Raw genomic sequence first — 21,698 nt, forward strand, 5'->3', positions numbered from 1 at the left:
TCTATGAAGTATTCAGATCTTCTTTTATGTCTCAGGAGCTCCTTGTGATCCTTCAGGATCCTATGGGCCAGACACAATACCATGTTGAAGTCCCTCCGGAGAGCCCCTATAATTAAACTGAAATCCTGTTAAGATCCTGCTGGCATAAGAGGTTCTTTATATGCCTTTAAGCTGAATAAAGAATTGGAAATTGTCATTCAGCCCATGCTGGAGATGGAAAGAGCATATTCATCTATCCTGAAAATGAAAAGATTTCATTAAGCCTATTTCGATTTAAAAGGTTCATATAAGGCTTTTTTAGGTCAAATAAACCAAAATATTTATATATAACCTTAAATTCAAGTTTTTAATGTCACAGTGACCCTACCGGGCACTGTGGATTGGAGGCGGTAAAATTTCTGTAAACATGAGACTGGTGTGCATGCTCACTGCATGCATGCTCCTCATGAATACAGCAGGATATGCAGTGGCAGCTGATGATACAGCCCTTGAGGTTGAAATGGAATCTGGACAGTCACTGGATCAGTGCTCCAGTTTGAATGAAAGTTACAGTGAAGACATGGTGGACAGTGACGGCACATTGTATAGCGGGGCCGATCAGCTGAGTGCAGATAACACCGAGCCCCCTGTTTCAGTGGACAGAGAAGCGTATACACCTAACACCACGGATAAACCTGTAGTGGCAGATGCAGACATGGAAAACGTCAGTGGCAATTCAGGCAGCCATTTCCAGGCTGCAGGTGATAATTCAGGTGTGAACCATGCAAACATACTGAGCGCTGCAGTTAACCTCAGGAAGTACATTGAAACCTACGGGAAGCTGCCATCAACAGTATCAGTGGGAAGCCAGAAGCTGACGGTTGCACAGTTCTTTGACCTGATGCTCAGGGATCTACTTAAAACTGCAGGAAAATCAGCTTCACTCACAGTGCGTTCAGTGCAAGCCGCGCCGAACCCAGCAGGGTCAGCGACGGGGGAGCTTTCAAAGTCAGCCTACATCAAACTTGCAGAGAATGTGCTGAAGTTCATAAACAGTAACGGCAGGGCACCCAACTATGCGAGTTCCAGTATCGGCAGGATATCCGTTGATAACCTCATATACGCGGTTTCAAGGATCCTTGCATTCCATGCTGATAATGGCAGACTCCCCAACTATGTCACGGTGAAGAAGATCAGTGCTACATCAACAGCCCCATCATCATCACTTAAGAAGAGACCTGAGAATGACCCATACAGCGGTGAGAGCACCTCCCGGTACCTTTCGGCAACAGCAAACTGCCAGGTGAATGACACGGCAATCAGGTCACTGGCAGCCAGCCTAACCTCAGGTCTCACCAGTGCATGGGATAAGGCAACAGCGATATTCAACTGGGTACGCGACAGCATCAGCTACAGCTTCTACTACAACACAAGGTACGGTGCCACTGGTACGCTAAAAACAAGGACAGGTAACTGTGTGGATCATTCACATCTCCTGGTTGCCCTCTTCAGGGCTGCAGGGCTTGCTGCCAGGTACGTCCATGGTACATGCACCTTCACCTCAGGTAACACCTATGGCCATGTCTGGGCCCAGGTACTTGTGGGTGACACCTGGTACGCTGCAGATGCCACGAGTTCAAGAAACAGCCTCGGCGCTGTATCAAGCTGGAACACTGCAACAGCAAAGATTAAGGGAATATACGCAAGTCTTCCCTTCTAGTGGTTTTTAAACCACTATTTTATTCTTTTTTAGTGATAATTGAGTCCTAAATTTAAGAATAATTGTTCTGAAGCATCAGTACCTTGCAATAAGCAGACTGTTCACAAAAAAAGATAATGGTTCTCAATAGCATCAGTACCTTGCAATAAGCAGACTGTTCACAAAAAAAGATAATGGTTCTCAATAGCATCAGTACCTTGCAATAAGCAGACTGTTCACTATAACAAAAAGCGAGAGACCCATATCACCCACAGCAACCGCGAACCACAGAGGTACCGAGCCGGTGACAGAAAGCACCGCAAGGGATAGTTTAACAGTAACCGTTAAAGCCGTGTTGATCCTCACTGTGCGGATGGTCCTCCGGCTTAAATCAATGAGTTCATCTATCCTCTCAAGGTCATCCTCCACCAGGGTTATATCGGCTGTTTCAAGTGCCACATCTGACCCCCTGACACCCATGGCTATCCCCACGTCTGCAGCTGCAAGGGCCGGTGCATCGTTAACACCATCACCAACCATTGCAACAGGTCCCCTCTTTTTAACCTCATTGATCACCTTCATCTTATCCTCTGGGAGGAGACCCCCATGATAGTTTTCAACTCCAAGTTCAGATGCAACCTCTGCTGCAACCTCCTCGGTGTCCCCTGTCAGCATCATGACCTCGATTCCCCTATCTTTGAGTTCTAAAATCGTCTTTCTGGCCGAATCCCGGATGGCATCTGTGAGGGTTATCTTCCCTGCTATCCCCTCCGGCCCCTGGAGGTAGACTGTGGTCCCATTACCTGGGCTGGCCCCTACAAGCTCAGGGCTTCCAATGGTGTACTTCACCCCGTTGATGTAGCCTGAAACACCCTTCCCAGGCATGGACTCAAATTCACTGACCTCATCTGTTTCTCCATGGTAGGAGTCAACTATGGCCTCTGCGATGGGGTGCCCTGACCTCCTCTCAAGGGAGGCTGCGATCCTGAGGACATCATTCCTCCTCTCGATGGGTTCAACCGAGGTGACCCTGGGGGATCCCTCTGTGAGGGTTCCTGTTTTATCGAAGATTATGTTTCTTACCGAGGCCATGGCCTCCAGGAACTCCGAGCCCTTGATGAGTATACCCCTTCCTGCAGCGGCGGTCATCCCGGAGACCATTGCAACCGGTGTTGATATGAGGAGTGCGCATGGACATGAGATTACAAGAAGTACAAGGGCCCTGTAGATCCATGTTCCGATGGATCCACCCATTATGATGGGGACTGCTGCCGTTAGAACCGCTAGTGATATGATAGCTGGGGTGTAGACTGATGCGAAGCGTTCTATGAACCTCTCCCTGCGGGATCTTCTGGTGGCAGCCCTTTTAACGGTTTCAATAACACCTGCAAGCACAGTGTTATCTGCTCCCCTCGTAACCCGAACCTCCAGGTATCCGTCAAGGTTCTGGGTACCTGCAAATACCTCACTACCCTTCTGGACGGTTATGGGGAGGGATTCCCCTGTTATATTTGACTGGTCCACCTTTGACCTGCCCATTGTGACGGTTCCGTCGAGTGGGATGGTTTCACCGGGTTTTATACCTATTATGGAACCAACAGTCACCTCCTCAACCTTAATCATCTTCTCAGCATCACCGAGGACCCTTGCGGTTCTTGGCCGGAGTCTTATGAGTGATTCCACGGATCTGTGGGATCTTCTGTGGGCGTACTCCTCAAGGTACTCTGCAATGTTATACAGAACCGTTACCAGGGCCGCCTCTGTGTAGTCACCAAGCGCAAGGGCACCGGCGACTGCTATGAGTATTAGGAAGTTCACTGTGAAGCGTCCCCTGAGGACTGATCTGATTGCTGAGGGGAATATCCTGTAGCCGGCAGCCGCCACTGCGGCAAGTAGCAGTGGGATTGAGATCAGACTGTCTGTGAAGCTGAGGATAATCCCTGCTGTGAGTAGTGTAACTGATGCTGCGATGACCTGTATATCTCTATCCCCCTCCTCAGGGGAGCATGAGCTGCATTCACATCCCATACAATCACCTGAACATATGAATACACATTCATATGTATTCATATTATATAAGTGTTCCTTAATATCGGTGATGCCGGGGGCGCCAGTAAAAACCTTCAAAAGTCCGGAGGGAAATCAATGAGATAAAAAAAGAGAGGGATTACTTTCTTGCCCTCGCAATCTTTCTTGCAATCACAAGTTCACCGATGGCTATCAGACCGACAAAGAACTTTTCAAGACCACCTGTAGCCCATATGGCCTCGCCAAATGTGGAGTTCCTGATCCTCTCCTCGTATTCCTTAGGCTTGATCCTCTTACCAGTGCGCCTCCTTGTGATGATTGCAGCGGCCTCCATGAGTTCGTCCCAACTAACACCCTTAAGTTCACTGTTCATGGCCTCGAATATCTTGGAGACCTTGATCTCATAGAGCTGTGAGAGGGTCTCTACGATGTCAAAGGACCTCACAACACCGACAACCCTTCCCTCATCGTCCAGTACAGGGACACTAACAAGTTTGTGGTGGGCTGTTTCAAGGACCGCCAGCCGCGCCGGGTCGTTCTCATTGACGTGGACTATCCTCTCTGGGGGCTGCATAATGTCGGATACAAGTTCAACTCCATCCCTGAGTCCCCTCATAACATCAAAACTTGTAACCCATCCAACAAGTTTTCCCTCATCATCAACAACAGGTGTTGTGAATTTCCTTGTCTTCTCCATCTTCAGGGATACATCAACAACCCGGTCCCCAGGGGAGACGACTATAAAATCCTTATCCATTATCTCCTTAACTTTCATCTGACAACCTCTCCAGTTTAAGTGCTGCCACAGGACACTTAGACGAACAGACCTCACAGAGGATACATTTATTTCCATCAACAACAACTTCCCCATCCTCAATCCTTATGGCGCCGGTGGGGCAGTTCTCCTCACATACAAGGCACTCAACACATGCATCCTGATCAACCATGAGTTTACGGGTCTCAATGACAGGTCCGAGTTCCCTTTCAAGTTTTATGGCATCTGAGGGGCACACGTTGACGCAGGCGCCACAGCCAATGCATATGGATCTATCAACCACTGCAGTTTCCCCAACCCTTATTGCGCCTGTGGGGCAGAACCTCTCACAGGTGCCGCAGGCGGTGCATTTATCTGTAACCTGGATATCCCTCATACGGAGTGTTCTGTGGGGAATCCTCACATATTCAAGGTTGTATGTGACGTCCTCATCAATGGTGGCTGTGCTCTCAACAACATTTATGCATCTCACGGGACAGGTCTGGGCACATATCTCACATTTAACACAGTTATCGAGTATTTTAGCGGTCCTTGAGGCAGATGAATCTGATATGGCGTCAACAGGGCACTCCTCAACGCAGAGGTTGCACCTGACGCACTTTGGTGTTATATCTATGAATTTATCGCGAACACTGCACCTTCCAAGTTCCACCCTGACATCCTGAGGGTTCTCCTCAAGGTCCATCGACTTCAGTGCAACGTCCCTCTGGAGATCATCAAGTTTCTTTTTAAAGACAATATCCATGATACAACCCCGTATCTGTTCAATCTATTAAAGAGATTAACATGATCCTTCTCTATTACTTTAAACATGTTCACTTAAATTATTTTTTGGAATTAACGCTTTTATCTGGATGGGTATTCCCAATGAGGTATCCCTCAAGAACCTCAAGGGCCTCCCTTCCCGGTAGTGAGGAAGTGGCGCCGTAGCCCTCTATACACCTTGATGCCAGGTAGTTTCCAAAGAGACACGATACCTCAAGCCCATGTCCTGAAAGCCATGCATAGAGGAAACCTGCATTGAATGCATCCCCGGCGCCTGTTGTATCCCTGCAGGTGACCTCAAGTGCCCCCACCACCACCTCGGAACCATCGAAGGCCCTGACACCCTCAGAGCCCATCTTCATGACAACCACGTCAACCCCCAGTTCTGCAGATGCCCTGGCAGGGTCAGGGGATCCCGTCATGAGCTCCAGTTCCCTCCGGTTAACTAGGAGGATGTCTGTCCTCTCAAGGATACCCTCAAGTTCAGATGCGCCCCTCTCTGCATAGAGGTGGCCGGGGTCGAGGCTCACGGTCACAGAGTCATCGATGACCTCCAGGACCTCCCGCTGGACGCTGATACCTGATCCTGCAAAGGATGTTAGGTGGAGTAGCCTGGTTTTCAGTGCCTCCTCCCGGACCTCATCCATGTTGAGTGTGTCGTTAACCCCAGGGTCCACGTAGAGTGCCCTGTTTCCCTGGCTGTCAACGAATCCCATGACCCGGCCACTTCTTCCCTCATCTGAAACGGCAATGTAATCGGCGACACCCTCCCCCTGTAGGTTCTCCCTGAGGATGGAACCCTCCCTGTCACCTGCGACCTTGCCTATGAGGGCCGTTCTCAGGCCGAGCCTTGAAAGGCCTATTATGGTGTTGGCTGCTGAGCCGCCGCAGGACTCCACTGTATCATGGACAAAGACCTCCTCATCGGGTCCTGCTATCCTCTCAACCATGTGGAGCTGGTCCATGTTAAGGGCCCCAAGGCCCACGGCATCGAACAACATCAGAGAACACCGTGAAGGTCTATCCTGTGGTCCCCCAGTTTACCATCATAGTTACCCGCTGACACCATCAGGACGCCGTCGTAACGGCAGACAGCCTCTATACCAACCCTCATGGCCTCCTCAAGGGCCTCCATGGACAGGCCATTTATGACTATCTCGGGTATGTACCCAACTCCCTCAGGGACCCTTGACTCATCACCCAGTAGGTCTCTGAGACTTGGACAGTAGGGGTGGTTGGTTGTGGGGCCTATCCAGGGGTAATTGGTCTCAGGCTTGGAGGCGGCCGAGCAGATATCAAAGGGTGTCACAACACCCTCAACCTCACCTATAGCATTTATGGCAGCCCTACCGGCCTCAAGGACGGTTTCAGGGTCCCTGCACATGTACCAGAAATTGGCCCCCATGATCGCATCCCTGTAACCCAGCTTTGATTCGATCTTAAAGTCCGGGACCGCTATTGGGATGTTTATCATTTCACGGCCATTGAACTCCTCAATCCACTCATAACCGTCCCCGCAGTGGCCCACATGCTTCATCATATCCATGTACCCCTCAGGGTCAGGTGTGGAATTGTAGAGGGCTGTGAATGGCTTCACCAGTATGTCCTGCCTTATCCTGTAGGAGAGTTCAACCTGGAATTTCTCCAGGTCTGGGAGGGCGTAGTAGAACTGTACAGTGGCCCCTGGCCTCCCATCTGGTGTTTCATCAGCTGAGAGGAATGATTCAATGCCACCCTCAACTCTACCTATAACCGCTCCGGGGGTTGCGGTTGAATCGTAGGCCGCCCTCCTTACGGTTTCCATGTCACGGGCCGTTATGGTGGCCCTCACACACCTTCCTGTGAAGGCCTCTGAGAACGTATCCTCGATCACCGTTCCATTAATCTCCATAATCAACACCTGACGCTCAATTCAGCCTAGGGATCCCACATCCTCCCCTCTTATCTTCTTTCTAACTGCGAGGCTCTCCTCAACGAGTTCATCGGTATCATCCACGGGTGTGATGGTGGGGTAGGCGTCCCTGAATATGTTCTCGAATCTCTCGGCAACCCTGAAGTCCAACCTGAAGGATTCAAGGGCCCTTTCAGGGTCATCTGAGTACGCCTTAACGAATTCCATTACGTAGTTCCTCCCGAACCTTGAGTGGAGGTCCACGAGTGGCAGGAGCGCCCTTGCATCCTCGGATATGACGGCAACCTCAGCCTCCCTTAGGGCGTAGCTGTTACCGTTGAAGGAGACGGGTATACCCTTCCCCCTCAGTTCCCTGAGGGGCTCGACGTCTGTTATGCTGTCCCCCACGTACATGGCCGCCTTTGCTGTTAAACCAAGTTCAGATAGTATCCCCCTGAGGGCGACCCTCTTACCGTCCCCACCAACGGTCCTGACCTCATCAAGGAGCCCCCCTATCCTCATCTGTGGTATTTTCTGGAAGAATATCTCATCCAGGTCCTGGAAGTCCCCATCAATGACTTCCTCCCTGAGTTTCATGAGCATCTCCCTTTCATCATCCCCTATAGGGACGTTGAGGGTGAGGGTTGTGTGGCGGGTGTTCTCAATTGGGAAGCCTGTGCGCCTGCAGAGGGCCTCTATGTAATGTCTGTAACTTGTGCTTATGATGTAGGATGGCATGAGCTGCATGGCAAGCTCGAGGGTCTCCTCTGCCCCGGGTACAAGTTTTAGGGTTTCCTCTGAGAACTCAATGAGCTTCTCATCGGTGACACCGTAGGCCACCAGGAAGGGTACTATGAGTTTCAGGGTGTCCCCGGCATTGTAACCGGGCCTCTTTATCTCATCTGCGAGTATGTCATCAAATTCGCTGACCTTCCTGAAGAACCTGTCACCTTCGGGCATGAAGTGGGCCGCGGCTTCAAAAGCGTTGTCGTTCAGTGAAACCGGGCCCTCGCAGTCTGTCACAAAGACCCTATTCAACGTTATCATCCTCCAAGTTAAGTTTCACTGCAGTGACAGGGCATATGTCCTGGCATTCACCGCAGAGTATGCAGGTGTCATCATCAACCTCCACTTCACCATCCAGTGCCATGGCATCAACGGGGCAGTGGTTGACGCAGACGCCGCACCTCTGGCAGATGACATGATCCACCTCCACTGAACCGCTTCTTGGTCCCCTTAGGATTCTGCGCTCAAGGTATATCCTGCCATCGGATGCCCTGAAGCCCTCCTCTGTTATTTCAATGGCGTCAACAGGACAGACCCCACTGCAGCGACCGCAGAAGACGCATCCATCCTTTATCTCAACAGGGGCTGGTGTTACAGGTTCTATAACTCCAACCGGGCACTCATCGATACATAGTCCGCACCCGATGCACCTATCCTCAAGTACCCTTATACTTCTCTTTGGCTTTGTGAAGTCCACTATATGGTTGAGTTCAAGGATTTCAAGGTCCGAGTCGACGAGTTCCTCTATTCCGTCCCTTATCTCATCTGTGACATCCACCCTGAATTGGGGTTCATCCCTGGTGAACCTCCGCTTCACGCTCCTCAGAACCGAGTCTATCCTGCCAAGGTTCCTTACGAGTTTCTCTGATTCCCTCTCAAGGATTTCCCCTGCTATCTCCATGTTATTGAGTTTTGAGAAGTTCTCGTAGGCCCTCTTTCTGGATGAGTACTTTATGGCTGCTGATGGGCAGACATCCATGCACTCCTCGCACCTTGCACAGTATGATGGGTCTATGTAGGGGAGCCTGTTGATCTTACCCACCTTTATGGCGCCCCTGGATGGGCAGACCCTGGTGCAGGTCATGCAGCCTATGCAGTCCCTCTGGTTAACCACAACGGCCTTTCCACCCACCACGGATCGTGGCAGGATTTCACCGTATTTTATGGCCTCTGTGGGGCATGCCCTTGCACAGTAGCCGCACCTGACACATTTATCCTCATCTATCTCACTGTGAACACCGGTCTCCCCTGATGATGCAAGGTGTATTGCCCCTGTCCTGCAGGCAGATACACAGGCACCGCAGCCACGGCAGATCCTGGGGTTTATAACAGGGACGTTCTCCCTTATGGGCTCCCCAAGGATTGTCTTCATCTTTATGGCGTCGTAGGGGCAGGCCTCCCTGCAGAGGACGCAGCCGAAGCAGCGGTCATCGATTTCAACCTCCCCTGTTTCCGGGTCCATGTGCACGGCATCCACAGGGCATGCATTCAGGCAGGGTTTATCAGGGCAACTCCTGCATTTCTCATGGTCGATTTCATAGTCAACGTCAACTTCCCTGAGGGGCTTTACGGGTTTTGCTGCAGCTGGAATGTTATCATCTCCTCATCACTTTACAGGAAGCGCCGCAACTTATTATGATCCTAATGTTATCATCTCCTCATCACTTTACAGGAAGCGCCGCCGGTTTTATTGTGATCTTTATTACCTCCTCACCGTTGGACTCGTCAATGAGGAACCTTGCAACGTAGTAGCCGGCAACACCGAATGGGCAGGTCTGGTAGCATGTGCTGCACCTGACGCACTTTTCAGGGTCCCTCACAACCCCCTCATCCTCCGAGTAGGTTATGGCACCTGATGGGCACTCATCGACGCATAATCTGCACTGAACGCACTTCTCGGGGCTCCAGGTTATTATCCTCATCTTGAGGCGATCCGTTATCATCTCGAGGATGTCCCTGGTGATCTCCTCATCGGGTAGAATCTCAAGGGCCCTTTCAAGGAGGGGTCTGAGTGGGTAGTTCATCCTGTAGACCTCACCGGCCCCGAGTTTCTTTATATCATCACTGCGCTCCTCGATGGCCGCCTCCAGTTCATTGACAGCCAGGTTTATAACCATCTTCTGCTCCTCAACGTATGCCACGTGTATCCTCTTGAGGGCACCCTTGACGGGACACTTCTCGAGGCAGTCACCGCATGCTATGCACCTGCTCTGGTCAATTTCGACCCTGCCGTCCTCCTCAACGATGGCGTCAACCGGGCAGGCCTTCAGGCATTTCTTGCAGCGTATGCAGAGGTAATCGTCTATCACGTAGAGCTTCTCGGAGGGTACGATTGTGAACTCTTCCCTTATGAGGTGATTTTCACCGCATTCTATGGTCTTGGGGTCGGTTGGGCAGACCTCGGCGCAGAATCCGCACCTGATACATGCCCCCCTCACTATTACAGGGTAGGTGAGGCCCTCCTCCTCAGAGGTATCAGTATCACGGACCAGTTTTATGGCGCCAGGGGCAGGGCATGCTGTGGTGCAGGCCCCGCAGCCTATACAGTACTCCTTATGTACTGTGGGGAAATCCCTGAACCTTTCAGGTTTTTCAAGGATCTCATGTTCTGTATGTGCATTTGCAAATTTCTCTACCCATGATTTGCGGGCAAACTCGTAGAGGTACCATATTACAGAGGACATAGGACATCAACATGATCAATTTTTTAGAGGAGTATCTCCCTCTTTCCCCCATCTTCGTCCAGGACCACGGCCCTCTCTGCACATGCTATGCATGGGTCTGCGCTGGCATAGGTTGCAACGGCATCTGCAACGGTTGCAACGTCCCGTAGCATGTACTTTGCACAGGCATCGATGTTCATGATGCTCGGGGTCCTTATGGAGATGTTCTTTATGAGGTTGCCGTTGGTCTCAATCATGTAGGCCACCTCGCCACGGGGTGCCTCGTTTCTCCACTCCCCGTAGCCGGCCTTCACATCCACCTTCCTCCTCACAGGGCCGGAGGGGATATTGTCTATCACCTGCTTTATGAGGTCAATTGAGACCCTTATCTCATCGAAGCGGTTCATGACCCTTGCAAAGTTGTCCCCCTCATCCCTCCAGATTGTCCTGAAGTCCAGGTGGTCCCGGTAGGTGGGGTGGTCCTCCCTGAAGTCATACCTTATACCTGAGGCCCTTCCTATGGGTCCCACTGCACGGGCCTTCTCTGCCTCCTCCTGGCTCATGTAACCCACATCCCTTGACCTGAGCCCTATGAGTGGCCCGTGTTCGAACATTTCAACGTAACGGTCGAATTCCCTTTCAAGGTCCACTATGATCTCCCTTATCCTTGAGAGGTGATCCTCTGAGGCGTCCATCCTCACACCCCCCACAACGTTCCAGCCCATGTTGACACGGTTACCTGTGAGTAACTCGATGGCATCCATTACAGGCTCCCTCAGGGCCAGCATGTACATGAACATGGTCTCATGGTCAAGGGCCTTGAAGTAGGTTGAATTTGCGATGAGGTGACTCTGTATCCTGTCAAGTTCATTCGTCAGGGCGCGGAGGAACTGGGCCCTTGGAGGGGCCTCCACCTCAGAGATGGCCTCGAAAGCCTCTGCAAAGGTCTGTGTGTGTATATATGAGCATATCCCGCAGACCCGCTCGGAGAGGTATATGGCCTTCTGCCAGGTCTTGTTCCTCATGACCCTCTCTATTCCCCTGTGAACGTATCCGTACTCTATCTCGGCCTTAAGAACCTTCTCACCCCTTGTCTTCACCTTGAGCCTTATTGGCTCCTTGTAGCCGGGGTGCATTGGTCCAAGTGGCAGTATCATCTCTTCCTCCCCCTCTCTGCTATTGCATCCGGTGCCACCGATAGTATGGCCTCAAGTATCTCAGATGGTCTTGGAGGGCAACCAGGAACCTCGGCGTCCACCGGTATGAAGTCAGAGACCGGCGCATAGACGCTCCCGCCCTCCTGGTTGAATACGTCCCCTGAGATGGGGCAGTTGCCCAGGGCCACCACTATCTTTGGCTCAGGTGCCTTGCTGTATATCCTCTGAAGCTTCTCCCTCCACTGCTCTGTAACGGCACCGGTCACCAGTATCACATCAGCCTCCCTGGGGTTCTGGTGGACGTATATACCGTACTGTTCAAGGTCATATCTGGGTGAGAGGAGTGCAAGGACCTCTATGTCGCAGCCATTGCACCCCCCTGTGTTCACAAGACACACATGGATTGATGTTTTCCTCAGAATACTTTTAAGGGCATCCAACATTTCTTTACCTCTACATCTACTCTTTTATGATCACGTTAATCTTAAGGGCATCCATCACTTCTTTACCTCTACATCTACTCTTTTATGATCACGTTAATCTTAAGGGCATCCAGCACTTCTTTACCTCTACATCTACTCTTTTATGATCACGTTAATCTTAAGGGCATCCAGCACTTCTTTACCTCTACATCTACTCTTTTATGATCACGTTAATCTTAAGGGCATCCAGCACTTCTAACTCTTCTATGATCACATTAATCATTAAGGGCATCCAGCACTTCTAACTCTTCTATGATCACATTAATCATTAAGGGCATCCAGCACTTCTAACTCTTCTATGATCATGTTAATCTTCAGCTCGGAGTATCTCATGGAGCCTCCTCTTCCCCTCGGCAAGGGCCTCCTGGTATTCGGTTCCCGCAAGGATCATCTCGGTTATCTCATCCTTGAGTGTTTCCGCATCTTCAGCATCCACGATCTCCATAACATCCACGAGCCAGCAGAGCTGGAGGTCACTGTGCAGCCTCTCCTTTATGCACCTTGGCCTTGCAGACTCGAATCTGGGGTGGAGGGCCTCAAGGCTGGACATGTCCAGTTTATCCATGAGTATCTCCTGGAACTCCTCCAGGTCAATTTCAAGTTCCCTGGAGAGTGGTTTCACAACATCCTCCTGCCACCGGTAACTTTCAATTATCCTCCTCTTCATGATCCTCATGAGTTCTCCTTCATCCATAACTACCACCCCGGGGTCCCGGCCAGGAGCCATATTATGAATGCCGCCGCAGCCCCAGTGACCGTCTCGTATCTGCCATACCCTGGCCTCATACCGGCAACCAGGGCCACCATGAAGAACCCCGCTGTCCTTAAAATGGGGGTGAAGGGTGTCAGGGCCGCATTAACAAGCACAGCCCACCCCATGAGGGCCACTATAAGTGCCAGTGGGTCTATTTTTTCCTTCACAAATGGCTCCCTGTACTTCCTGTAACTTAAGAGTAAACCGATCACCGAGCCAGCGATAAAGGAAACCGTGTATACCAGGTACATTTCATACAATGTTATCACCAGTGAATTTGATTATACCGGCCTGTAGAGGACCAGGAATGAAATTATGAAGAGTGCCAGTACCGCGAAGAACGCGACCCTTTCAAGTTCCTCTGAGAGTTCAGAGAACCTTTCACTGCCAGACATGAGCAGGAGAACCATGAATATTGCTGCAAGAACTGTGACAGGTATTACAGATATCCTCTGTATGATGGCTGCAAGCAGGCTCACGATTATTACTCCACCTGCAACAAGTGCCGTGAGTACCGTTAGACCTTTCTCCATTAAATCCCCTCTCTAAATTACTATCACATTACAAGCATAAGAATGATGGACCCTGCTATACCTACAAATGCCAGGATTACCTGTATGGCCACAGAGTGGTTGGGGTTCAGCATGGGTGTTGTTGCGTTTATGAATGCCGTCACCGCCGTGATTATCACCATTCCCAGGATATAGAGCGGCAGGCTGAGTCCCCCCACGAATACAGTGAGGAATATCCAGAGGAGCATGTACCATGCTATGGACTCTGAGATCATCAGGTAGCCCCTGAGGACCCCGAAGTGCTCTGTCTCATACCCTGATATTATGTCCTTACCCTTGGTTATGGAGAACGGTGAGTAGGGTGCCTTTGAGAGTATGAGGACAAAGAACATCATGGCCGCCAGTGGGAGCTTGAGTATGAGTGGCCCGTGGATGCTCTGGTAGCCTATGATGTCCGATATTATCATCGTCCTGGTCTCCAGGTATATGATGGCGAGCACCGCAAAGAGTGGGAGTTCGGCTGCAGCAGAGAACACGGCACGGACACAGCTGAGCTTACCGTACGGTGAACCTGATGATGATCCTGCATTGTGCTCAACGATCTTGTGGAGGGCGTATATCCCGAAGAAGAGCAGGAGTGACCCCTCAAGTACGGGTCCCACGATAACCGCGCTCACCCATATACCGCAGAGTGTCGCCGCTATCGCCACATAGAATGGCATTGCAGCCGTCCTGGGGAACGATGACTCCTTTATGTAGAACTTGAGGGTGTGGAGGAGGTGCTGTATAACAGGGGGGCCTGGCCTCCTCTGTATCCTCGCCATCACCTTCCTCTGGAACCCCAGAAGCAGGCTCCCCACCAGAAATGCTATTGTAACGTTAACTATGATGTTTCCCATCAGATTCATTTCATCACCGCAACGTATGGTTCCATGATCATCAGTACCCTATGAATGGTTCGTTGACCCTCTCATCGGCCTCGTCCTTCTCTGGCCTGGCCATGGAGAGTATCCCCACCGAGAGTATGAAGACAGGGATGAGGAATATGGCCACACCATAAACCACCCATGCCGGTGGGTTGAATATGAGGGCATAGATTATCCCGGCTCCTGAGAGTATGAGTGCAGTAAGGCTTCCTGCTTTAAGTTTATTCATGATCTCACCTTCAGAGTGCAACTATCAGTAAAACCTCAATTGCCCTCACAATCACGAGGAGGGAGCTGAGGTGTATTATGAGTATGAATGGCGAACCCGGTGTTCTGAACATCTCCGCCTTGGTTGCATAGAAGGGTGCAACACCGGTCTCGCCGATAACCCCCATGAGAAGGAGGAGGGCTGCGAAGCCTATCATCTGGTTTCCCCCGATGTGGGATAGTTCAAGTAGGCTCAGTGTACCTGATGAGCCAAGCACCATGGCCGCGCCCCCGAAGAGGGGGAGTGAGGCCATCATTGCTATGAGGCCATACTGGAATGCCGCGTCAAGCACATCCACCTGTCTCACCGCTGAGACTATACCGATGTTCACTATCCCTATGAGTGCCACGAAGAGTGTGAAGTTGAATAGGTCACCTGTAACCATCGCACCTGCGGTTGCAAGTCCGCAGACGATTGCAAGGAACCTCCTGATCCTGAACTCGGCGGTGTCAACCTCAACCCTCCGGTTACCCAGTGTCCCGAACTCTGCCTCAACCTGGGTCTCTGTCCGGCTTATTGCTATGAGGAATGTGAATATGAGGACAGATGCGAACATGAAGAGGTTGAATGGTGTGAGGTAGAGCACTATGTCCCCGAAGGGTATCTGGCCCAGCAGCTCACCGCCAAGGGAGGCTATATCCATCATTCATCACCCCCTGCTTCCATCATCTCCTCCCTTGCAAGGACCCCGATGAGGCCCATCTTGCTCGCCACCTTGATCAGTATACCGCAACCTGAGAGGAATAGTGCGGGGAGCCAGAGCTGTGGTGCTGTGAAGAATATTATGAAACCTGCAAGCCAGAGGCACCAGGTTATACCTGAGACACCCGCTATCCCATTCCACTCAGCCACCGGCAGGCCACGGGCCTTCCTGGTTGCAGCGTAGAACAGGACACCTGCACCTGCAACCGCACCCCCAGTGAAACCTGTGAGGAACACGCCGTAGGCTATGAGTACAAGGGCCAGGAAGTTGGGGGCTGTCCTGAAGACCTCAAGTTCCATTGGCACGCGTTCAATCTCCTCCACCTCACCTCGAATCCTCATCTCCCTTGAGATGAGTATCTCTGATATGGCCATTATCTCTGCCAGTTCAACCACGAGCCCGGGGAGTATGAGGGCCTCTGCAAGGTCGGTTCCAACCGCTGCAACGATGACGAGCATTGCTATTCCCACTATATCGGTGATTATGAGTGCGCTGAGGTCGTTCTTCTGGAATGATATCCCGAGGAGGGCTATGAACCCTGCTATGAGTCCCGTGTAGACCGCCGGCACGAAGAGTGAAACTGTGAATTCCGGCACCATCATGGTTTACGCCTCCTCACAGTGAAGTTAAGGGCGACCCATGATGCTATGGTGAATGCCATCATGAGTATGCTTGACTCAAGTACCGTATCAAGGCCCCTTGTGTAGTAGAGTATCTCATCTATGAGGCCCCCTGGGGATGAGTATATTGAGGTCCCGAAGTAGTGGGTCAGGCCCTTGATGGCTATCGCTATCGGTGACAGGTAAGCCGTGATCTTACCCAGGTTAACCTCAAACTGGGGGTACTGGGACTTCACGTTGCCGGGTTCCTTGAGTGGAACCCCGCCGCGGTCGTAGGGTGCCAGGGGGTCCTTGCTGTTAATCTGCTCCTGTGGAAGTGGTCTCGGGTAGAGCTGGTTCTCATTCAGTGTTAATGGCACCAAAAAACCCACAAGGAGCACGAGTCCAAGTGAGAATGCAAATAGGCGGGGTATCCTCTTGGGGTTTGCCAGTTCGTTGAGGATTCTTCCAAGGCTCATCCTTCCACCCCCATCTCCTCGAGCCTTATAACGGCCCTGAGGAGTATCAGTGTCATGATTGTTGTGGCCGCGATGAAGGTGAGGAGTGCCAGTGTGTGGTTGTAGGTGAGGAATATGAGTGAAACACCAACCGCCGGTATCTCGGTGTTCAGTATCCTGACTATTGGGTCCCTTACACCGGGGCCTCCGACGGTTGCAATGGAGCCTATTATTACAAGTGCGGCCCCTGCATAGAACCATATCTGGGTTTCAAGCAAGTTTCCCACCTCTCACATCCAGTAAGTGAATATCAGACAAGATCCTCACCCCTCGCTACCCTCACATCGGAGTAAACATGAACATCAGACAAGATCCTCACCCCTCGCTACCCTCACATCGGAGTAAACATGAACATCAGACAAGATCCTCACCCCTCGCTACCCTCACATCATTGATTCTCATAACAGCCATAAGCAGTATCACAGTTGATATGGGGTCGAACAGGGCCGCTGCCGTGGCCACATCAAGGTATCTGGCCGCCGCGAGGACCATCACAAAGCCCCCCTGAAGCAGAGAGAACATTATTACCTTATCAAGGGGCCTTGGAAGGAGTATGATACCTGCGGCACCTGTGAATATCACGAAAATTCCTGTATTTGTAAGGTTAATGAGGTCAAGCGGATTCATAACCATCACCAGCAAAATCTTCACCTAATCCCTTAATGAGGTCAAACGGATTAATAACCATCACCAGCCAGATCTTCATCTAATCCTCGATTAATATTTCATCCCCTACACGGTCAAGGGTGTGTGCAATGGCATTGGATGTTATGGTTGATGCCACGAAGTAGACAGCTGCAAGGATAGCTCCGAATGCCGTTCCAATGTAGAGTGCAATCATTGCAGATATCCCGAAACCCATTGCATTGAGGTAAAGCAACCTTTCTGCCCTGTCCTGTGCTAGAAGAGTCCTTAATGCCATAAGAACAACTATTATCCCTGTTATCTGGAGTAGCATAATCAACACCTTCTATTTCAGGTCTGTGTACCTGTTCATCCTCCTGGCTATGGCGCCAAGGAGCCTTGATGATCCCCTGTGGTTTAACCCCTGTATTGTGGTTATCGCAATAACCATTCCAGCAACAAACATTTCAGGTTTCAATCCGGCAAGTGATGAGATTGCTATTATGACTGTGATTGAAAGTGCGCCTGTAGTACCGGCATATCCCGGGTCTGCGCAGAGCCTGTTCCCTATGAACACCAGGAGCGCAGCTATAAGACCCCCCTCAGGTATGCCCATCAGGTAACAGCCAATCGCCCCAAGAAGTGTGCCTGCGGATGCGTCAGGAGAGCAGACTATGTTTCCCTGGAAGAAACCCCCTGCAAGGTCCCCTCCCCTTCTCATTATATCCCTTCCAATATAATCAGCCCCCCTGACACCTGGTTTCTCTGGGAGGCCCATCCATGTATCTATGATAACAAAGTTCAGCCAGGATACCGCTGCTGCAACTGCAACTCCAACAAGTTCATTCATCACAAGTCCTCCGGTCTGGGGAATATGTCCTCAAGGAAGTAGGCCGTCATGAGAGCTGCCAGAACCCCTGAAACCACACCAAGATCGACCCCACCGTACATACCTGTGACACCAAGTTTTATGCATATCGCCACAAGCCCCATGGCAATTACGGGTGCCGGGAAGATGGCTGAAGGGGTCCAGGAATGTCTGGCCGGTCTTTCAGGTGCCAGAGGCAGCCCCAGTATCACTGAAATGATTATTGAGGAAATAATGCCTGTTATGTAACCTGAAAGATATGTAACATGAATAATCATGATAAAAGAATAATAATCCAACATATATAAATCTTTTTAAAACCACTTTCTGGTATTGAAGAGGAATTTTAATACGATTTTTGCTGTTTTTAGGAGAGAATGCCTCTGTACTCCTCAGATTATGTAATAAAAATTTGCTCAGATAATATCTACTTTAGTGACATATTTCACAATAAACTGTAAGTTCATGTGAAACAATAGAAACCTCCAGAAAAAATGGGGTGATCTGTATGGGTATCCATCTAAAAACCCTCCCTGTTCCTATACTGCTCTTAATCCTTCTCACAAACCCCGTGAGTGGGGCTTCAGCAGTGCAGGAGGTCCGGGTAACCGTACCTGAGAGTGTGGAGATAATGGTCCTCTGGAAGGGAGAGGAGGTCGGGAACTCATTCACCCTCACCGCAACAGTGGAACCCGGAAAAGAATACACCTGGCCAGGAGGACCCCAGGGACTCCAGATAAAAGACCTATCCAACGTACCCATAGACCTCTACATAAAAGCAGAAGGAGACCTCCAGGGACCAGAAACCATACCCATACAGAACCTCAAATACGCCAACTACGGCATAAACCTCCCCAAAACACCACTCACAACAACCTACACACCCGTCAGAAGGAACTGGGTGGTTAAATCTGAAGATGAATCATTAATACCCGTGGACCTTCACCTCACGGTGCCACCTGGAACAGCCGCTGGAGTCTACTCTGTGAGAATATATCACATAGCTGTTAAATCACCGGGTGAACCCTGAAATAACTCTTTTTTATTAATGAACACCTGTTATAGTCTAGAAATCACTCAGATGAACTATTTTAGGTAGATCAATAAACAATTAGATGATGATGCCCTGGAGCAGATTTAACTCCATGATAAATACCGCAACCGCAGAAATAATAAATAATAAATTATAAGGGAAAACTTAATAAATAATTACAGATGTATATAGTGATGAGGGGATCTTCCGATGTCAGATTACAGCTGGATGGGGGTTCTTTTTATACTGCTGCTTCTACCCATAGCCTTTTCCACAATGGGTGCAGTACAGGAGGTCCGGGTAACCGTACCTGAGAGTGTGGAGATAATGGTCCTCTGGAAGGGAGAGGAGGTCGGGAACTCATTCACCCTCACCGCAACAGTGGAACCCGGAAAAGAATACACCTGGCCAGGAGGACCCCAGGGACTCCAGATAAAAGACCTATCCAACGTACCCATAGACCTCTACATAAAAGCAGAAGGAGACCTCCAGGGACCAGAAACCATACCCATACAGAACCTCAAATACGCCAACTACGGCATAAACCTCCCCAAAACACCACTCACAACAACCTACACACCCGTCAGAAAAAACTGGACCGCGAGAGATGATAGAAAAGCTGTTGTTCCGGCTGACATCTACCTCACAATTCCACCCTTCACCGCGCCCGGGGAATACAGGGTCAGAGTATACCACCTGGCTATAAAGTCACCCACATAACCTTCTATTTTAATCTGTACCACCATCTGAACTGAAATAGGTCCGCCTAAGCGCACATGTGAGAGACATGAAAATATTTATCAGTTCAGAAATGCCAATAATAGGTCAATTTACCAGAGTCAGGAGAATCTCAGTTGAAAGTCAGGCGGGAATTTATATTATTAATTACAGGTATAATCTCAGCGGCCCTTATAAACGCTCCATTATTTCATTTAAGGGTTCTTGGAATAGTATCCACAATAGTTGTGGCGGGTTACAGCCTCCTAACCATCACAGGTTTCGATAGCCCTCTTATAACACCTGTGGCAGGCATATTATTAATCACGCTCAACGCTTTTCTCCTTAACTATACGCCCCTCAGGAATTTAAGACCACTTTATGCGCTTCCAGCCATAATCATACCATTGATTGGCCTTATAATCCGCCTGAGAAATAAGGGCGCTCCTCTAGAGGATACCCAAACAATAACCGCAAGGGAACTTGCAAGAAGGTCTGGTAAAAAGCAGGTGAAAGGAGGGGAAGAACCTGAGATCATAAGACTCGGGCTATCCTCAAGGGATCTCCTGATTGCAGGTATAATATCGTCCTCGACACCCATCATCATAAGCCTCACACACCTCAGGCCTGTAAGGTTCATCCTTGCAGTCATTCTCATAGTTAGCACTTCATATCTAGTGGCATCAGCCTTCCTAACGGGGCTGAGGGAGATGGGAAGAGTTAAGCAGACAGGCTCAATTGTCCTCTTCGTCTCCATCCTGACACCCATAGCATGCTTACTTATACCTAGGGGCTATGGTCACATATTCCTTGGTGTCACAGGTATACTGACAGCACTCACAGCCTACATCAGAAGGTCCATGAAGAGGATAAAAATCATAGAGTCCCTCCAGCATACAGAGATGGACATCCTGGAGAAATACGGCCTCGTGGAGGAGGAAGTCACACTTGAAATACCTGAAATTTCAGATAATGACCTCAGAGTAGGTGACCCATCCTTCATAAAGAAAAAGGCTCTTAAAATGAGAAAAATAAGGGAAATAAGCCCTCCAACAGGAAAAATTGAGGAGGAAGACGTTGAAGGGGAACTCAGAAATACCTCAGAGCATGGATTACCTCCGGGACATGAAAAAAAAGTATCCATTGGCGGTTTCAGTGACCTTGCAATTCTATCCATCCTGAGTATCCTGACCATTATCCTTCTTCAGGGTGCCGTGGGGGAGGCGCTCTTCTACCTCCAGGTGCTCTTCATCCCTGGCTACATACTGATATCAGCCATCGCACCTGAGAAGATCCAGCTCAGTATCCCTGAGAGGCTGTTTCTGGCATTCTCCACGAGCATCATAATCTCATCAGCCATCGCCATCCTCATGGGGGGAGAGGTTACATTCAAACCATTACTTGCAAGGACAATAGCGGGCCTCAGTCTTGCACTGACACCTCCTGCATTTATAAGGAGGTGGAGGCGCGGTGAACTCGCCTACTCCGCCGATATAAGAAGCATACCATCACCCCGTAACCTCTCAAGGGATGGTAAGATCTCACTCCTCCTCTCAATCATACTTGTAGCGCTCATTGCAGTAACAGTCTACATAACCCTCAACCCGGCACCCTCTGAGAGGTTCACAGAGTTCTACATCCTGGGACCCGCTGGAAAGGCCTACGGGTACCCTGAGAACCTCACAGCAGGTGAGAATGCCAGTGTAATTGTGGGTGTGGTTAACCGTGAGTACCGCAACGAGACCTACCTCATGGTGGTGCGTCTTGGCGGAGATATTTTAAGGAATGAAACAATAAGGTTGAGTGATAAGGAGAAATGGGAGAGGAAGATAAACTTCACAGTTACAGAGACCGGGGAAAACCAGAAACTCGAATTCCTTCTATACAGGTTACCTGATAAAAGGAAACCCTACCGGTCTCTTCACCTATTCATCAACGTCAGGTAGTGTAT

The 21,698-nt window shown here is 50.2% G+C and carries 27 protein-coding genes; 4 read left to right on the forward strand and 23 right to left on the reverse strand.

Annotation, left to right across the window (positions count from 1 at the left end):
* Positions 1-406: 406 nt before the first annotated feature.
* Positions 407-1,699, forward strand: coding sequence for a pseudomurein-binding repeat-containing protein (locus QFX30_RS00850; protein ID WP_300486887.1), 1,293 nt, complete (start codon positions 407-409; stop codon positions 1,697-1,699).
* 189 nt (positions 1,700-1,888) lie between these two features.
* On the opposite strand, the gene QFX30_RS00855 is transcribed toward QFX30_RS00850, so the two are convergent.
* The 23 genes from QFX30_RS00855 to QFX30_RS00965 form a co-directional block, all read right to left on the reverse strand.
* A complete protein-coding gene (locus QFX30_RS00855) occupies positions 1,889-3,706 on the reverse strand; it encodes a cation-translocating P-type ATPase (RefSeq protein ID WP_300486890.1) in 1,818 nt (605 codons plus the stop codon).
* Positions 3,707-3,845: 139 nt separating this feature from the next.
* The gene (locus QFX30_RS00860) at positions 3,846-4,481 is read right to left on the reverse strand and encodes an HPP family protein (protein WP_300486892.1); all 636 of its coding nucleotides are present in this window, start codon (positions 4,479-4,481) and stop codon (positions 3,846-3,848) included.
* Positions 4,471-5,226 carry a 4Fe-4S binding protein gene (locus QFX30_RS00865; RefSeq protein ID WP_300486895.1) on the reverse strand — a complete coding sequence of 252 codons (756 nt, stop codon included), beginning with the start codon at positions 5,224-5,226 and terminating at the stop codon, positions 4,471-4,473. Before QFX30_RS00865 ends, QFX30_RS00860 begins: the two co-directional genes overlap by 11 nt.
* 79 nt (positions 5,227-5,305) lie before the next feature.
* Positions 5,306-6,247 carry a carbohydrate kinase family protein gene (locus QFX30_RS00870; protein ID WP_300486898.1) on the reverse strand — a complete coding sequence of 314 codons (942 nt, stop codon included), beginning with the start codon at positions 6,245-6,247 and terminating at the stop codon, positions 5,306-5,308.
* Positions 6,247-7,137 carry a formylmethanofuran--tetrahydromethanopterin N-formyltransferase gene (locus QFX30_RS00875; RefSeq protein ID WP_300486901.1) on the reverse strand — a complete coding sequence of 297 codons (891 nt, stop codon included), beginning with the start codon at positions 7,135-7,137 and terminating at the stop codon, positions 6,247-6,249. Before QFX30_RS00875 ends, QFX30_RS00870 begins: the two co-directional genes overlap by 1 nt.
* Positions 7,138-7,158: 21 nt before the next feature.
* A complete protein-coding gene (locus tag QFX30_RS00880; RefSeq protein ID WP_300486903.1) occupies positions 7,159-8,184 on the reverse strand; it encodes an energy-converting hydrogenase A, subunit R in 1,026 nt (341 codons plus the stop codon).
* Positions 8,168-9,514, reverse strand: coding sequence for a 4Fe-4S dicluster domain-containing protein (locus tag QFX30_RS00885; RefSeq protein ID WP_300487365.1), 1,347 nt, complete (start codon positions 9,512-9,514; stop codon positions 8,168-8,170). Before QFX30_RS00885 ends, QFX30_RS00880 begins: the two co-directional genes overlap by 17 nt.
* A 70-nt stretch (positions 9,515-9,584) precedes the next feature.
* Positions 9,585-10,607 carry a 4Fe-4S binding protein gene (locus QFX30_RS00890; RefSeq protein ID WP_300486905.1) on the reverse strand — a complete coding sequence of 341 codons (1,023 nt, stop codon included), beginning with the start codon at positions 10,605-10,607 and terminating at the stop codon, positions 9,585-9,587.
* 23 nt (positions 10,608-10,630) lie between these two features.
* Positions 10,631-11,743: a nickel-dependent hydrogenase large subunit gene (locus QFX30_RS00895; RefSeq protein ID WP_300486908.1), complete on the reverse strand. Its 1,113-nt coding sequence runs from the start codon at positions 11,741-11,743 to the stop codon at positions 10,631-10,633.
* Positions 11,740-12,186 (reverse strand): NADH-quinone oxidoreductase subunit B family protein, encoded by a 447-nt coding sequence (locus QFX30_RS00900; RefSeq protein WP_237779551.1) that lies wholly within the window; start codon positions 12,184-12,186, stop codon positions 11,740-11,742. The genes QFX30_RS00895 and QFX30_RS00900 overlap by 4 nt, the downstream gene beginning before the upstream one ends.
* A 346-nt stretch (positions 12,187-12,532) precedes the next feature.
* Entirely contained in the window at positions 12,533-12,919 is a 387-nt protein-coding gene (locus QFX30_RS00905; protein WP_300486910.1) for a DUF1959 domain-containing protein, read from the reverse strand.
* Between the two features lie 2 nt (positions 12,920-12,921).
* Entirely contained in the window at positions 12,922-13,230 is a 309-nt protein-coding gene (locus QFX30_RS00910) for a DUF2104 domain-containing protein (RefSeq protein ID WP_300487368.1), read from the reverse strand.
* A 30-nt stretch (positions 13,231-13,260) separates the two neighbouring features.
* Complete coding sequence (locus QFX30_RS00915; RefSeq protein WP_300486913.1) at positions 13,261-13,512, reverse strand: energy-converting hydrogenase A, subunit K; 252 nt, start codon at positions 13,510-13,512, stop codon at positions 13,261-13,263.
* 23 nt (positions 13,513-13,535) lie between these two features.
* Positions 13,536-14,399, reverse strand: a complete 864-nt coding sequence (locus QFX30_RS00920) for a respiratory chain complex I subunit 1 family protein (protein ID WP_300486916.1) — start codon at positions 14,397-14,399, stop codon at positions 13,536-13,538.
* 31 nt (positions 14,400-14,430) lie between these two features.
* Entirely contained in the window at positions 14,431-14,646 is a 216-nt protein-coding gene (locus QFX30_RS00925; protein ID WP_300486919.1) for a DUF788 domain-containing protein, read from the reverse strand.
* Positions 14,647-14,656: 10 nt separating this feature from the next.
* Positions 14,657-15,328 carry a proton-conducting transporter membrane subunit gene (locus QFX30_RS00930; RefSeq protein WP_300486922.1) on the reverse strand — a complete coding sequence of 224 codons (672 nt, stop codon included), beginning with the start codon at positions 15,326-15,328 and terminating at the stop codon, positions 14,657-14,659.
* Entirely contained in the window at positions 15,328-15,990 is a 663-nt protein-coding gene (locus tag QFX30_RS00935; RefSeq protein WP_300486924.1) for an EhaG family protein, read from the reverse strand. The genes QFX30_RS00930 and QFX30_RS00935 overlap by 1 nt, the downstream gene beginning before the upstream one ends.
* Complete coding sequence (locus QFX30_RS00940; protein WP_300486927.1) at positions 15,987-16,466, reverse strand: DUF2106 family protein; 480 nt, start codon at positions 16,464-16,466, stop codon at positions 15,987-15,989. Before QFX30_RS00940 ends, QFX30_RS00935 begins: the two co-directional genes overlap by 4 nt.
* Complete coding sequence (locus QFX30_RS00945; protein ID WP_300486930.1) at positions 16,463-16,723, reverse strand: EhaE family protein; 261 nt, start codon at positions 16,721-16,723, stop codon at positions 16,463-16,465. The genes QFX30_RS00940 and QFX30_RS00945 overlap by 4 nt, the downstream gene beginning before the upstream one ends.
* A 136-nt stretch (positions 16,724-16,859) precedes the next feature.
* A complete protein-coding gene (locus QFX30_RS00950; protein ID WP_300486931.1) occupies positions 16,860-17,132 on the reverse strand; it encodes a DUF2108 domain-containing protein in 273 nt (90 codons plus the stop codon).
* Between the two features lie 79 nt (positions 17,133-17,211).
* Positions 17,212-17,463 (reverse strand): DUF2109 family protein, encoded by a 252-nt coding sequence (locus QFX30_RS00955; RefSeq protein ID WP_300486933.1) that lies wholly within the window; start codon positions 17,461-17,463, stop codon positions 17,212-17,214.
* Positions 17,464-17,475: 12 nt separating this feature from the next.
* Entirely contained in the window at positions 17,476-17,979 is a 504-nt protein-coding gene (locus QFX30_RS00960; RefSeq protein WP_300486935.1) for a hypothetical protein, read from the reverse strand.
* Positions 17,979-18,275, reverse strand: coding sequence for an energy-converting hydrogenase A subunit A EhaA (locus tag QFX30_RS00965; RefSeq protein WP_300486937.1), 297 nt, complete (start codon positions 18,273-18,275; stop codon positions 17,979-17,981). The genes QFX30_RS00960 and QFX30_RS00965 overlap by 1 nt, the downstream gene beginning before the upstream one ends.
* 230 nt (positions 18,276-18,505) lie before the next feature.
* On the opposite strand from QFX30_RS00965, the gene QFX30_RS00970 reads away from it, so the two are divergent.
* The 3 genes from QFX30_RS00970 (at position 18,506) to QFX30_RS00980 (ending at position 21,693) form a co-directional block, all read left to right on the forward strand.
* Positions 18,506-19,027, forward strand: coding sequence for a hypothetical protein (locus QFX30_RS00970; protein WP_300486940.1), 522 nt, complete (start codon positions 18,506-18,508; stop codon positions 19,025-19,027).
* A 213-nt stretch (positions 19,028-19,240) separates the two neighbouring features.
* Positions 19,241-19,750: a hypothetical protein gene (locus tag QFX30_RS00975; protein WP_300486943.1), complete on the forward strand. Its 510-nt coding sequence runs from the start codon at positions 19,241-19,243 to the stop codon at positions 19,748-19,750.
* Positions 19,751-19,884: 134 nt separating this feature from the next.
* A complete protein-coding gene (locus tag QFX30_RS00980; protein ID WP_300486946.1) occupies positions 19,885-21,693 on the forward strand; it encodes a DUF1616 domain-containing protein in 1,809 nt (602 codons plus the stop codon).
* The last annotated feature ends 5 nt before the right edge of the window (positions 21,694-21,698 follow it).

This window comes from Methanothermobacter sp., assembly GCF_030055435.1.
Taxonomy (GTDB): domain Archaea; phylum Methanobacteriota; class Methanobacteria; order Methanobacteriales; family Methanothermobacteraceae; genus Methanothermobacter.

Coding starts and splice junctions, on each gene's coding strand:
- QFX30_RS00855 (WP_300486890.1), bottom strand. CDS start 3,706: ATGGGATGTGAATGCAGCTCATGCTCCCCTGAGGAGGGGGATAGAGAT.
- QFX30_RS00970 (WP_300486940.1), top strand. CDS start 18,506: ATGGGTATCCATCTAAAAACCCTCCCTGTTCCTATACTGCTCTTAATC.
- QFX30_RS00965 (WP_300486937.1), bottom strand. CDS start 18,275: ATGATTATTCATGTTACATATCTTTCAGGTTACATAACAGGCATTATT.
- QFX30_RS00860 (WP_300486892.1), bottom strand. CDS start 4,481: ATGAAAGTTAAGGAGATAATGGATAAGGATTTTATAGTCGTCTCCCCT.
- QFX30_RS00865 (WP_300486895.1), bottom strand. CDS start 5,226: ATGGATATTGTCTTTAAAAAGAAACTTGATGATCTCCAGAGGGACGTT.
- QFX30_RS00890 (WP_300486905.1), bottom strand. CDS start 10,607: ATGTCCTCTGTAATATGGTACCTCTACGAGTTTGCCCGCAAATCATGG.
- QFX30_RS00920 (WP_300486916.1), bottom strand. CDS start 14,399: ATGAATCTGATGGGAAACATCATAGTTAACGTTACAATAGCATTTCTG.
- QFX30_RS00935 (WP_300486924.1), bottom strand. CDS start 15,990: ATGATGGTGCCGGAATTCACAGTTTCACTCTTCGTGCCGGCGGTCTAC.
- QFX30_RS00850 (WP_300486887.1), top strand. CDS start 407: ATGAGACTGGTGTGCATGCTCACTGCATGCATGCTCCTCATGAATACA.
- QFX30_RS00910 (WP_300487368.1), bottom strand. CDS start 13,230: ATGTACCTGGTATACACGGTTTCCTTTATCGCTGGCTCGGTGATCGGT.
- QFX30_RS00925 (WP_300486919.1), bottom strand. CDS start 14,646: ATGAATAAACTTAAAGCAGGAAGCCTTACTGCACTCATACTCTCAGGA.
- QFX30_RS00875 (WP_300486901.1), bottom strand. CDS start 7,137: ATGGAGATTAATGGAACGGTGATCGAGGATACGTTCTCAGAGGCCTTC.
- QFX30_RS00895 (WP_300486908.1), bottom strand. CDS start 11,743: ATGATACTGCCACTTGGACCAATGCACCCCGGCTACAAGGAGCCAATA.
- QFX30_RS00940 (WP_300486927.1), bottom strand. CDS start 16,466: ATGAGCCTTGGAAGAATCCTCAACGAACTGGCAAACCCCAAGAGGATA.
- QFX30_RS00955 (WP_300486933.1), bottom strand. CDS start 17,463: ATGCTACTCCAGATAACAGGGATAATAGTTGTTCTTATGGCATTAAGG.
- QFX30_RS00950 (WP_300486931.1), bottom strand. CDS start 17,132: ATGAATCCGCTTGACCTCATTAACCTTACAAATACAGGAATTTTCGTG.
- QFX30_RS00960 (WP_300486935.1), bottom strand. CDS start 17,979: ATGAATGAACTTGTTGGAGTTGCAGTTGCAGCAGCGGTATCCTGGCTG.
- QFX30_RS00900 (WP_237779551.1), bottom strand. CDS start 12,186: ATGTTGGATGCCCTTAAAAGTATTCTGAGGAAAACATCAATCCATGTG.
- QFX30_RS00930 (WP_300486922.1), bottom strand. CDS start 15,328: ATGGATATAGCCTCCCTTGGCGGTGAGCTGCTGGGCCAGATACCCTTC.
- QFX30_RS00905 (WP_300486910.1), bottom strand. CDS start 12,919: ATGGATGAAGGAGAACTCATGAGGATCATGAAGAGGAGGATAATTGAA.
- QFX30_RS00880 (WP_300486903.1), bottom strand. CDS start 8,184: ATGATAACGTTGAATAGGGTCTTTGTGACAGACTGCGAGGGCCCGGTT.
- QFX30_RS00915 (WP_300486913.1), bottom strand. CDS start 13,512: ATGGAGAAAGGTCTAACGGTACTCACGGCACTTGTTGCAGGTGGAGTA.
- QFX30_RS00975 (WP_300486943.1), top strand. CDS start 19,241: ATGTCAGATTACAGCTGGATGGGGGTTCTTTTTATACTGCTGCTTCTA.
- QFX30_RS00870 (WP_300486898.1), bottom strand. CDS start 6,247: ATGTTGTTCGATGCCGTGGGCCTTGGGGCCCTTAACATGGACCAGCTC.